Below are 12923 nucleotides of genomic sequence, written 5' to 3'. Positions count from 1 at the left end.
CTCAATGTTTGTGGGGGCAGGGTTACCGGTGAAAGGGTACAAGAAAGCAGGGGAAGCGGCAATTTTCCTTTTCCCCTTGCTTACCTTATGACGGACTCAGTGCGCTGATTTTCACCGACCTTTTTTCCCGCTTTGTTTTCAATCGTAAACGTAATCGACACCTCCTCCTGGCCTACGGGCGTGGCCGTCAGCGTTTTTACCATCGTTCCCGAATCTGCTGCGATCGTCATCGTCATCGTGCCCTTGGCCAGCACCTTATCGCGCTGGGTGATGCGCCAGGTCAGACGGCAATTGCTGCACGGTTTCCATGTGTCGTTGATGGCCCAGAGGCGCACGGTCGCCGCCGTGCCGGATTTCCACTGCGCAGTGACCGGTTCAATGGACGGCAGAACCGGCTGATACGCGCGTTTTAAGGCGTAAAAACCGGCTTTAGGCTTACGCAGGTAGTCCACCACGCTCCAGTTGATGGAGGGCCAGGTCTCCACAAACATGAAGTGGAACAGGGCCGTCACCGGCTGGTAGCGCTGTCGGCGGTAGCTTTCGGCCGCCGTCGCCACCAGCCGGGACTGATACGCCTGGGTATTGCGGATCATTTCCTGAATGGTGTTTCCGCGCGGGATACCGGCAAATTTAAACGTCTGGAAGGGCTGAAAATTATGGTATTTCCAGACGGTCCAGCCGGGATCGTCGGCGGCGGTAGTTTTTGGCCAGAGATGCGCTGCTGGGATGATGGTTTTTAACGTGGACAAGCGGGGAAGCGCCTGCGCGCCAAACTCGGTGATGATCCCCGTTTTGGCCGGCGTCAGCAGGTCGCGTACGGTACCGAAATACCAGCCCGCCCAGTAGTGCTCTTCAACGGCGGAAAAGCGATGCACGATGCGGGAGGTATCTTCGGCAAGCGTGTCCGCCACCTGCTGCGTGAGCTCGCGGTTGAGGTTTTTATTCCAGTCCGGGAAGCGTTTTTCCATCCAGGGCGAATTCCAGGGCGGTTCGTTATGGCCGCCCCAGACGATGATGGCGGGGGAGTTGCCAAACTGTTCGATCATCTCCCGCGTCTGTCGCACCGCATTTTTGGTAAAGGCGTCGCTACTGTCGTAGCCCCACTGCAGCGGGACGTCCTGCCAGATCATCATCCCCATCTCATCGGCAACATCATAAAGCGCGCGCCCCGCGACGTGTCCGTGCACGCGTATGGCGTTGGCGTTCATGGCTTCGACCAGACGAAGATCTCGACGATATTTTTCTCGCGTCATGGTGCTGAGCCAGGGGGAGCCGATGTAATTGCTGCCCTTAACAAAAAGGCGTCTGTCGTTAATGAGCCAGCCTTTATTATCGGGCTGCTCAACGATCTTGCGCAGTCCGGTGCGGGTGAGCGCCGTATCCATTAACCCATTTTCATCCCGTAATGAGACGCGAACCGTATACAAATGAGGGTTCCCGGTGCCGACGGGCCACCACAGTTTTGCCGCCGGCATGGGCAGCGTCACCTGCGCGGAATGGGCACCGCTTTCGAGGGTAAGCGGAAAGTCTGCCTGGAAGCGTTTGCCGCTGAAATTGGCTGGGGTGGCAGTGAGCCGCACGTTAGCCTGGCCCTTGCTGAGCGCGCGATAGCGAATCTCAGCCTTCAATGCAGGGCTTTTCAGCCCCTGCGACCAGTCAGGCCGAAGGATGACCTCATCAACGGTGGCTCCCCGGCTAAGATGCAGCCTGACCGGTCCCCAGATGCCGCCAGAGTTGGCGTCCTGTCCTTCTGGTGACCAGGCACCTCCGGGACGCGTGTCATGCTGATTAAGAATCCCCTTCATGGCCGTTTTATGCAGGGGCCAGGTTGTATGCGGATCTTCGTACGGGCTATCCACCCGGACCACGAGTTGATTGTGACGTTGTAACGCACTACTGGCATCCAGCGAAAAGCGCTGAAAATAGCCCTCGTGCTTGCCCAGCGGCTGGCTGTTCAGCGTGACATCGGCCAGGTAATCGACACCGTCAAACACCAGGGTGCTCATTACATCGTGTGGCTGAGCGGGTAGCGTAAAGGCGTGCTTATACCACAGCGCGCCCTGATGATCGTACCCGGCGCTGTACCAGTTGGCAGGGACTTTCAGCCCGCGCCAGCCTGACGCGGGAGGATGCGTGCTGTCATTGGCGTCCTGAACCTGCCAGGTACCCGCAAGCGACCAGCTTACCGGTGCTGATGTCGCCACCATTGTGGGGAGAAACAGGGCAAAGAGCAGCGTGCAGTTACGAGTCATGAGTCACGTTTACCCCGCGCGCGTTGAGCCATGCCGTCAGGCGCAGCGATTCCTTGTAAAGTTGTTCATTCAGCGCCGCAAGCTGTTGCCCCTCCAGCGTATGTGCTTCGCTCTCCAGCGCCTGCAGCTGTTGCGCGAGTGCCCTGAAGTCCAGCGTAATGGCTTCTCCGCGCAGCTTGTGGGCCGCGCGTCGTAGCGCTTCGCGATCGTTGCTGTCGATAGCCCGGGTGATGGCTTTCATGGCTTCAGCCAGTCCTTCGCTAAACAGGGACAGCAGTTCCTGTACCAGGTCAGGATCGTCAGCGCACTGTTTTAGCAGGCGTGCTTCATCCGGGAAGGCAGAGGGGTCATCATGGCTCGGGAGCACGCGAGCAATCTCCTCTGCGAGATGTTCCTGGCTGATGGGTTTGGCAATGTAGCCGTCGAATCCCATGTTAAGGCAGCGCTCTTTATCCCCCTGCATGGCGTGTGCGGTCATGGCGACGGTGGGCTGCGTCGGTCCGGGCCGGGACCGTTCCTCCTCGCGAAGCAGGCGAATGGCGGTCTCGCCGTCCATCTCGGGCATCTGAAGGTCGATCAGCAAAACGTCCCATACGCCCGCGCGCCAGCGCTCAAGCAGCGCGACGCCATTGTCGACGATCTGACAGCTATGACCGAGGCGTTCCAGCAGGCGCGCGGCGACCTTCTGATTGACCAGATTATCTTCAGCCAGCAGGATCCGTAACCCCGTTTCGCCCGGCGAGACGAGAGGCGTCGGCGTGGTTTCCCCCGCGAGCTTCGGCGCTCGTTCAAACGCTGCGGCAATCGCCTGATGCAGCTCGTCCTGCGCAATAGGCTTATGCAGATAGTTTTTGATGCCGATCCGCTTCAGCATATTGATATCAAAATGTCGGCTCATGGAGCTCAGCATGATGATATGGCTCTCAGATACCTGCGGCAGAACCGAAAGCTCAAGGGCCAGAGACACGCCGTCCATTTCCGGCATCTGCGCGTCCAGCAGGATCAACGGCCACGCTGTACCCGCTTTAACCCGATTAATGGCCTCGCTGGCTTTGTTGACGCAGGTGGGTTTCAGCCCCATCTGGCTAAGCATCGCGGCCAGCAGCCGCAGATTGGTCTCGTTATCATCGACCACCAGCACAGGTTCCCCGTTAAAGCGATCGCTATGCGGGCGTTCCTCCGGCGTAAGAAACTGTGTCGCAAGCGGCAGCGAAAACGAAAATTCGCTGCCTTTCCCCGGCTCGCTGGACACCGTTAACTCGCCGCCCATGGCCGCAACCAGTCGAGCAGAAATGGTTAACCCGAGCCCCGTCCCTCCATAGCGGCGGGTGGTTGAGTTATCCGCCTGGCTAAAGGCTTCAAAAATAGCCTTCTGCTTATCTGCCGGTATGCCAATGCCGCTGTCGCGAACTCGAAAACGCCAGCGATCCGCGCTATCGCACGGTTCAACAATCAGGATGACTTCTCCCTGATGGGTAAATTTCAGCGCGTTGCCCAGCAGATTGGTCAGGATTTGGCGCAGCCGCGCGCCGTCGACCAGCAGTACGTCGGGCACGTCGGGTGCGATATCAACCAGCAGCTCGATGCCTTTTTCGCTCGCTCCCGGCATGTGCGGGCGAATAAGCGACTGAATGAAGGGGCGGACAGGTACGAGGTCCGTCTCCAGCTCGACTTTGCCGGCTTCAATGCGGGAAAAGTCGAGAATATCGTTGATGATATGCAGCAGAGACTGGGCAGAACTCATCACCAGCGTCAGGTAATCGCGCTGATCGGCACTGAGAGACGTATCCAGGCACAGCTGGGTCATGCCAATAATGCCGTTCATCGGGGTACGAATTTCATGGCTCATATTCGCTAGGAACGCGCTTTTCGCCTCATTGGCTTTCCTGGCGTCCTGGGCGGCATTGATGGCCAGTATTTCTGCTTCTTTGCGACGCGTAATATCCTGCAGCGTGCCAATGACGCGCTCGGCGTTTCCTTCGATGGAGAGCGTGACCACCTGCCCGGACAGCATCATCCAGCGCAATCCTTCGGTTGGGTGATGAACGCGGATCTCGCATTCAAAGACCGGACGATGATCCTGCTTCGAGGCGTGCAGCGCCTTGCGCAGCGCACCGCGATCCTCTTCGTGAACCTGGTTAAGCAAAAAGCGCACCGGATATCGCCACTGCGTCCGCGACTGGCCCAGCATGGAAAGCAGGGTGTCGTTGACCTGTAAGCTGTCACCAGAAATCTGCCAGTCCCAGATCCCGATATGAATAGATTCCGCCGTCAGCAGAAAATCGTCATGCAGCTGGTGGCGCGCCCGCTGCGCTTCATCCAGCTCCGTGATATCGCTGTGCAGGCTAACAATGCCGCCGTCCGCAAGCCGTTGATGCTGAACGAAGATACGGCGATGGCCAGCCTGCCGCACTTCACAGTGCTTATCCTGACGACAGTTGCGTATGACCGACTCGCGCAGCGTCTGGCGAAGACCGGGATCGACGTTGTAAACGGCGTCGATAAAGCGTTCCGCCAGCGCGTCAAGCGTTGTGCCCACCTTCAGCCATGGGGTGATGACCGGATAAAAAAGGGCCACGTTGTGATTCCAGGCCTGCAGTCGTTCGTCTCGGTCATAAATCATGACGGCGGCGGGCAGTGCGTTAAGATCGTAGGTGAATGCGTTCATCGTGATCCTCCCTACGCGCGGTAGTGCAGTTCTGCCTGTCGGCGCAGATATTCCAGCCCGGGCGCGATCGCCATCGCCCAGGCCGTCAGGATCTCATCGTCGCACTGCGGATCGCGCTGGCTCACCGTGTTCAGCATGGCTTCGCGCCAGAGCGCGAAAAATCGCGGGGGGAGATGCAGACCGTCGTCGCTTTGCTCCCGCGCCAGTCGCTCGAGAAAATCAGGCACGATTAATGCGCCGTCTACCGCAAGCATGGCGAAGAAACTTTTAAACAGAGTCTGCTGCCCCTCCCGATCCGGCAGGCGAGAAAAATGCTGCTCCGTCTCGGGTGACATATGGACGAAGGCGTCATAGAACGTCTGAAAAAACGCTGTTTTGTCATTATCCGGAAAGACGCGGTTCAAACTGGATTCAAACAGATCGCGGTAAAACTTCACGGCATCCTCCTTACGGCGCTTTCGCCCGGCAGACAAAGCCCTAAGGGCGTAAATTCATCTGCCAGACGGCGTGAAAAGTAGCTCTCTTTCTTCGAACGACGAACGTCAAAGAGGGGCCCGGCGTTGTGTTTAAAGAAAAGGGCTTCCAGAACCGTGGCATTGGTGGAAAGGGTCAGGGAGGCGTTGGTATCGCCCGTGGCTTCAAGGCGGCCTTCGTACCAGCCTCTTAGCGGATCGTGAAGGTGCTCGGTGACCGACATCAGTACGTCGGTATACGGGGTGTCCCACAAGACCCACAGCGCAAAGACCGCTTTTGTCGATACCTGCGCGAAGCGGGTGTAATCCCGGCCATCGTCGCCGATGGAGTTCCAGGCATAGCCATTTCCCCAGACGGTATCCTGAATATGCCAGGGTGCCTGAGGGAGCGAAAAGTCCGCTCTGGCCGTCAGGACCTTATCGGTCTCCCAGCGCGTTTTCTGGATCAGCCAGACGTTTTCCGCCTGCTTGCGCAGGCGCTTTTGCAGATCGGCCGCAACGCCTTCCGGCTCCCAGCCAAACTCCAGGCCCGGCAGCATATAGGGAAGGGTGGTTATCAGGGAGGGCTGCCACGTGGTGCGCGGATCGCGGGCATCGACGGCCAGACGCCGCTGGGCGATGATGACGTGGTGCGCAGGGGGCGCAAACGCTTTATCCGGGGAAAATCCCCACAGATGAAACGCCGTCGCGGCGTATTCGCTTTCGCCCAGGCGCAGCTCTTCCCGGACCACCGGCTGGCCGTTTTGCAGTGAGGACGACCACAGCTCGCCTTCGCCATCAATGACCGGGCAGAAATTCCAGCGCAGAATGATTTTATCCAGGTACTCGCTGTACTGCGGCTCCCGCTCAGCGGTGAGGCGCAGGGAGAGCATCAGGCGAGCCATGTCGCGCGCGGACCAGCCATTTTTGACGGGGTTGCCGCTAAAATCGACCAGCGCCGCCGTCTGGCTGGAATAAACCCGTCCGGGCGTCCGGGCCTCGGTCAGCGTCAGGCGGTTGAGGGTGCCCATCAGCCGCGTCAGGCGGGCGTCATACTCGGCCTCATCAATCAGCCCCAGCTCTTTTGCCGCCAGCAGGGCGATAAGCGTATCGCCCATTTGCCAGAGCGTAACGCGGGGCTGCTTGTCGCTCCCGTTGACCAGCCCGGTTTGCGGCTGCGTATTATTGACGAAATAGCGCCAGGCGATCGCCGCCCATTTCTGTTCTTCCGGCGTCAGGGCAGAGATACGCGCGCTGGAGTGCCAGCCGCCATTGATTAGCCAGCGCCAGCCGGCTCCCTGATGGCCAAACAGAGCAAATATGACCACGCCTGCGAGGAGTAATCCCGCGAGCCCTCTTGCTATGGTTTTAAGCATTGCGCAGTCACCGGAGGCAGTTTAACCGGCTCGTCCGCGCTGCATGAGGCGCACTGACAGGCCTGGCAGGCGGGTTTAGTGCGCTGCGTGACGCCGGTCCGGTCGCACCAGCTTTTTACAGCCGGTGTGCTGGTCAGGAACGGGCGGCTGCGCAGGGCGTTGTTCTCTTCAAACTGATCGAGCAGCTTTTGATCCCACAGAGACGGGGCAAAATCCTTGCTCTTCGGGTTGTCGGTGTTGAAGGCCAGCAGTTTCCCCTCTTTTTTGAACAACAGGGCTTCCAGCATGATGCCGTTATTGTTCGCGGTGAACTCCTTGATCGGCCCGTCACCGTTTTCATACAGCCCTTCGTAGTAGCCTTTTCCCTCTTCGTTCGCATTTTCAATGGTGTTCAGCAGGCGGTCGGTATAAGGCGAGTTCCACAGGACCCACATCCCCAGCGCCGCTTTAAGTGAAATTGCGGCAGCGTTAGGAACGAACTGGCCCTTGTCGGTGATCGTGTTCCAGTTGTATCCGTCGCTGAAGACGGTGTCATAGACGAAGTAAGGGGCTTTATCGAGCTGGTGCTCAGAGCGCGCGGTGAGCACGCCGGTGATGGTATAGCGGTTCTCCTGAGCCTGATAAACGCGATCGGCAAAGTTTTTCATCCACGTCAGGGAGTAGTCGCGCGGAGCGTTATCGCGATCGGTAGGCTTATCGAAGCCAAACTCCAGCCCGTAGAGCAGGTAGGATTCCGTCACAACATAGTTATGCTGCGACGTATTGCGCGGGTCCCGTGAATCATACGGAACCAGCACGCAGTAGATCTCGGCCAGCTCATACGGCTGCGGGCGGCTGGCTTTACAGGTATTAAATCCCCACAGCTGATAGCCCGCCGCACCGTACTCTTCATAGCCCAGTCGACCTTCCTGAACATACTTCGGCTGACCATTTTCGAGATAGGCGCCATACAGCGTGCCGCAGGGGTCGATCGCGTGGCTGAAATCCCAACCGAGGACCACGTTATCAATGCTGTTGCCGTATTCCGGGTAACGCTCTTTGATGATTTTCAGCCAGACCAGCATCCGCCCGATATCCAGCGCCGAGAAGCCGATTTCGCCGGGCTTGTTGGTATAGTCCACCTTCTGACCGCTGATGGTGTTATAGGCTTTGTTGGGCAACTCATTACGGAACAGCACAAGGGTGTTTAGCGTGGCGAGGAATTTCAGCATCCGGCGGTCGAACTCGGCTTTATCTATGATCCCCAGCTCACGCGCTGCCGTCATGGCGGCGATATAGGACGCGCTGTCCCACATGGTGGTGGACGGATATTTGTTAACCGCATTCACCAGCCCCGTCGTGGGCTGATAGTTGGAGACGAAATACTGCCAGGCGTTTTTCGCAATGGTCATCTCTCTGGCCGTCAGCTCGCCGCTGCGCGGGGAGTAACCAGATGCAGGCAGCTCGGTTTCCGCACGCACGGTCGATAGCGCCAGCCAGCAGATCGTTATTCCCGTGAGCAGGTGGAAAAGGATCGGGGATCTTGGCTTCATGGCGTTGCTCCTGCGGGAGTGGATGAATGGGGGGCCGTGGAGAAGCAGGCCAGACAAAGCATCTGGCCATGCGCGATATACGACAGACTTTCCAGCACAATGGCGTTGGTGTCGCCGTCAACAACGGTATTGGCGGTGTTATTGAGATTTAATCCTCTCTGCCAGCCTTTACCCGGCACCTGAAGCGGCAGAACCTGCTGGCGCAGCGCTTCACTCCAGCCGTTGCGGAACAGGGCATACCAGGCAAACGCGGTTCGGGTGGAGGCGATCGCCACCTTCTCCGGTATCTCTTCGCGCAGGGCGCGCGCCTGAACCGGCTGCCTGTTGGGCAGATCGTTAACGTAATCCGGCGCCGGTTCGGCATAATCCGTGCTGACAGGCGGCTTTGGCGTGCGCAGGCTATGGCGCCGCTGCTGAATCTGCATAATCCGCCACGCGATTTCAGCGCTTTGTGCGTCAAAGCCAAGCTCAAGGCCGGTTAACAAATAGGGGAGACTGATTAGGGAGGTCTGCTTGCCCCAGGGCGTGCGCAGCCCTTCATCGGGAACCATGATCCCATCCAGGTCGATCATCTTTTGCCCTTCAGGCGGATTGGTAACCGCCAGTCCCGCCGCGCTGTCAATCAAGCGCAGCGTATGGCTGGCATAGAGCCGGTAGCCAAAGCTGTCTCGCTGCTCGTCGGCAGCCAGCGTCCAGTGATGGAGCGGTACCGCCGCCTGGCTTTGGGTGCTGTTTTCCATCAGCGCGCCGGTGCGCCAGACGCTAAACAGATCGCGGATTGCGGCTGCGTGCTGAGGATAGCGCCACAGAATGGTCTGCAGCGCCGCCAGCAGACGACTTAGCCCAATTGCGGAGGCGTCTGGTTTCCCCAGAATTTTAAGGGTGTCCGCATGGTAATACGCGGCAGGGAGACCTTGTTCATTGAGCGGCAGCTGCCCCAGCGTAAACAGGGCCGTGCTGACCCTCTCGTCAAACTCATCGGTGGAAATGATATTGAGCTGCTCTGCGGCGGCGGTCGCAAACAGATAGCTCCCCACGCTCCAGAGGCTCAGCCAGGGCTCTCCATCGCTGGCATTCGCCAGGCCATTTGGCTGGGTATTGTTCACATAGTATTGCCAGGCTACCCGTGCCCAGATGGCCTCTTCATAGGTCAGCTCGCGTTTCGCGGGCAGCGGAGGGAAATCTTTACTGAGCGCGATGCCGCCGCTGCTCTCCACGCGTGAAGGCATTTGTTTCTCAACCCATACCACAATGGCAAAGCCGAGCAGGAACCCCAGCAGAATAGTGAGATAACTGCGCGCGGAAAGCAGGGCATCACGTATTCTCATTGGGTGACCTCATCCTCTTCGGCGGGCGTCCACATGGCTGCGAATATCAGCGGCAGCATGGCGGCGATGTTCACCCCTCCCCAGAAAATATTGATGACGTAGCCAGAAGGATCGTCGACCTGGCCGCGTGCAACCTGAATCCCTCCCCAGATAAGCCCTGCGAGGGTCAGCACCACGATGGCAATCTGCGGCTTCACCAGATAGAGAAAACGCCCCGTCTGCCTCTCTTTTGGCGTAACGTGAAATTTGATCTGTTCGCCCCGCAGCACCGTATTGAGCGCGCGCAGATTCATGGAAAAGAAGGAGAGGTAGGAGGCCCTGCCGTCCCAGGCCGAAATCCCCCATGTCCCGAACATAAAGGCCAGTTCGGAGAAAATAAAAAAGGGGAGAAAATGGAGATAGAACGGCGTCGACCAGGCCGATACCGGCGGAATGCCGGTAAACAGATAAATAATGGGTGAAATCAAAAACACCGTGTTCCATACGCAGGCCATATAAGACCAGAAGGTCGTGGCGTACATCAGCGTCTGAGGGAGGGAAAGCCTGAAGCGACGACGGCTAAAGATGTTGTCATGGAACAAAATATCCAGTGAACCTGCGGCGTATTTAAAGCGCTGGATCATCCACGTCAGCATATCCTGCGGAGAGAGCATCTTCGACTCAACGCGCGGGTGCATGACCGAACGCCAGCGTCTTGCGGCATCACCGTGCAGCAGCACCGAGGTGTAAATATCTTCGGAAACGTGGAATTTGTAGGGCGTTAACTCAGTGTCAAATGCCACGTGCGGGCGCATAGCCTCCTGCAGCGCGCTCCGCGTTTCGTCATCGCGGATGTCGCGGGTATGGCGATGGATCTCCTCTTCGACGGACCAGACGTAGCTTCGCAGCGCGGCCTGCATGACCGCCTCGCGACGGTGGATGGACGCCGCGCCGCAGCAGAATGCCGCGTTGGCCCAGTTTCGCCGCCGCAGGATGACGTCATAGAACATGCGCGGATCGTTAAAAAACGGGTCGCGGCCAACCGTGACCGGCCCCACGAATTTTTGTATCAGCCAGCCCATGCCATAGCCCACGTTTCCCGCTTTCCGCTGGCCCCAGCGTGACAGACTTTCCCCTTCAGGGAGATCGAAGAACCATTGTGGCGTCTGCACCCAGGCCACGTCAGGGTCGCGGAAATAGCCCAGCGTATGGCTGAGAAGGGTGGGAAATACCCGGGTATCGGCGTCGCAGATGACAATAAAATCACCGTCAGTTTGCTCAAGGCCATTGCGCAGATTACCGGCCTTAAAGCCGATGTTGGTCTGGCGACTGATGTAATTGACGCCTTCCTCATCGCAAACGGCTTTCATCTCCGGGCGACGGCCGTCATCGAGGACGTGGATCCGGTAGTCATTCGGGTACGGGTAATCCATGTTCAGGGCATCGCGAATGGACAGCCTGACCAGCTCGGTATCTTCGGAGTAGGTGGCAATGAACAGATCTACCTTAACGGGACGGGGCTCTACCGCTTCCTCTTGTGACAGGCAGTCGTTAATCTCGCTCGGGGGCGGATTCTGGGGGGGATCCTGTTCTTTCCATAAATTGATGGTAAACAGCACGGTACCGATCCAGGCCAGGGTTTCGGCGAGGACCAGCGGTATGGCGTACCATAACGCGTCCGTGTTCAGGGAGGAGGTCCAGCGCCAGTAAATATAATTTGCGCCCAGAATAAGCGCCGCGACCGCTAACACCTGCCAGGTCATCATTACCCAGCGCGGCGTTTTCAACGGTTCCGGAGGTCGACGATGTTCAAAACGGGAAAAATAAAAATCCATAGTTCCGGCGTTCCTGATTCCGTGAAAATGCAGACCCATTCTGCTGCGAAGGCAGTTGCCCAAAAGCGAAAGAAAATAGCGATTAAACAAGATTTAAGATAAGTGTAGAACGCCGAATAAAAGTGTCCAGCATCGTTTTTATTAATATGTAGCAGGAGTTAATTCATGTTTAATTCTACTTAATATATTTCATCTGCCGGTGATAAATTGCAGTTACTATTCCTTTAGTCTATCTACTTTATTTAGACCTTAATTTTCGTTTTCAGGCAAAGGACACCCTATGAGCCATGTTGCGCCGTCGATCGCGCAAGAAGATGACGCTAAATCAACAGCATGGCAGTATGCCGTTGCAGGTGCTCGGGACCTGAGAATTGACTTTATGCGCGGAATAGCCCTCGTCATGATGGTCGTTGCGCATACGGAGGTGATGTCGGTATTTAATATATTCTCCTGGGAGCGTTTTGGGCTCACCACCGGTGCAGAAGGTTTTGTTATTCTCTCGGGTTTTATGCTGGGGATGCTGAATCGCGCGCGTCTGCAAAAAGTGGTTTTGCTCACGGTTTCCTGGGGGCTTTATCTCAGGGCATGGAAAATATATCGTGTAAATATCATTATCATAGTGTCATTTATTCTTCTGTCCTATATCCCACATATTAATCTTTTCGAGGTCACTCATTTTACCGACCGATTTTCGGGTGAAAGCTGGTCGCTTTATCCGGTTACGCCGCAAATAAAAGAGACCTGGTTCAACATTATTCTCTATTTGCAGATTGGCCCCCATCAGACGCAAATTCTGGGGCTGTATATCTTTTTGCTGCTCCTCAGCCCGCTTTTTTTGGGGATGCTACAGAAGGGTAAAGTCTGGTGGCTGCTGGGGCTGTCGCTGCTGGTGTACAGCCTGTGGCAACGGTGGCCGCTCCGGCTGACGCCGTCGGAATTTGAATTCGCCTTTCCGCTGCTCGCCTGGCAGTTCATCTTTGTGCTGGGTATGGCCAGCGGCTGGTATAAAGCCGAACTGATCTCTTTCGCACGCACGCCAGCAGGTAAAGTGGTGGTGGTTGCGCTGGTGATGGTGGCGCTCATTCTGGGGTTCGTCGCCCAGAACCATACCAACCCGTTTATGCCCCCCGCGCTGCTGATGCACGTGATCCCGCCTGATAGCTTCAATACGTTTTATCACACCTGGGCGGCGAAGAATGGGCTGGGCCCGGTGCGGGTGTTAAACGATATCGCCCTGATGGTCACCGTCTATCTGGTGCTGACATACTGCTGGGCGCCGCTCAACCGCCTGCTGGGATGGTTCCTGATCCCGCTAGGCCAGCACTCGCTTTATACCTTCATTTTGCATGTGTACGTGGTGCTGCTGGTGAGTCAGTTCATCACCTTCGATTTATGGCGTCATGCCTGGATAGAAAATACGTTAGTGCATGCTGCGGCACTGGGCATTTTGTGGCTCATGGCAAAATACAACGTCGCCGCACGCTGGATACCTAACTAAGGA

8 protein-coding genes are annotated in these 12923 nt (G+C 57.2%); 1 reads left to right on the top strand and 7 read right to left on the bottom strand.

What is annotated here, in order from left to right; genetic code table 11:
- Positions 1-80: 80 nt before the first annotated feature.
- The 7 genes from AC2TE5_RS11690 to AC2TE5_RS11660 are packed head-to-tail and all read right to left on the bottom strand — an operon-like array spanning position 81 to position 11422.
- On the bottom strand, positions 81-2252 hold the full coding sequence (locus tag AC2TE5_RS11690) for a glycoside hydrolase family 2 protein (protein WP_484611661.1): 2172 nt from the start codon (positions 2250-2252) through the stop codon (positions 81-83).
- Entirely contained in the window at positions 2242-4920 is a 2679-nt protein-coding gene (locus AC2TE5_RS11685; protein WP_484611660.1) for a hybrid sensor histidine kinase/response regulator, read from the bottom strand. Before AC2TE5_RS11685 ends, AC2TE5_RS11690 begins: the two co-directional genes overlap by 11 nt.
- A gap of 11 nt (positions 4921-4931) precedes the next feature.
- Positions 4932-5357 carry a globin gene (locus AC2TE5_RS11680; RefSeq protein ID WP_063142733.1) on the bottom strand — a complete coding sequence of 142 codons (426 nt, stop codon included), beginning with the start codon at positions 5355-5357 and terminating at the stop codon, positions 4932-4934.
- A complete protein-coding gene (locus AC2TE5_RS11675) occupies positions 5354-6748 on the bottom strand; it encodes a DUF3131 domain-containing protein (protein ID WP_484611659.1) in 1395 nt (464 codons plus the stop codon). The genes AC2TE5_RS11680 and AC2TE5_RS11675 overlap by 4 nt, the downstream gene beginning before the upstream one ends.
- Complete coding sequence (locus AC2TE5_RS11670; RefSeq protein WP_213327567.1) at positions 6733-8280, bottom strand: DUF3131 domain-containing protein; 1548 nt, start codon at positions 8278-8280, stop codon at positions 6733-6735. Before AC2TE5_RS11670 ends, AC2TE5_RS11675 begins: the two co-directional genes overlap by 16 nt.
- Positions 8277-9608, bottom strand: a complete 1332-nt coding sequence (locus AC2TE5_RS11665) for a DUF3131 domain-containing protein (RefSeq protein ID WP_484611658.1) — start codon at positions 9606-9608, stop codon at positions 8277-8279. Before AC2TE5_RS11665 ends, AC2TE5_RS11670 begins: the two co-directional genes overlap by 4 nt.
- Positions 9605-11422, bottom strand: a complete 1818-nt coding sequence (locus AC2TE5_RS11660; RefSeq protein WP_484611657.1) for a glycosyltransferase family 2 protein — start codon at positions 11420-11422, stop codon at positions 9605-9607. The genes AC2TE5_RS11665 and AC2TE5_RS11660 overlap by 4 nt, the downstream gene beginning before the upstream one ends.
- Before the next feature lie 280 nt (positions 11423-11702).
- Between AC2TE5_RS11660 and opgC the strand changes: the two genes are divergently transcribed.
- Positions 11703-12920 carry an OpgC domain-containing protein gene (gene opgC / locus AC2TE5_RS11655; RefSeq protein WP_484611656.1) on the top strand — a complete coding sequence of 406 codons (1218 nt, stop codon included), beginning with the start codon at positions 11703-11705 and terminating at the stop codon, positions 12918-12920.
- The last annotated feature ends 3 nt before the right edge of the window (positions 12921-12923 follow it).

Source organism: Enterobacter sp. N5-15 (assembly GCF_057221635.1).
The sequence above is the reverse complement of the archived record's forward strand: the minus strand, read 5'-3'. Positions and strand labels throughout refer to the sequence as shown.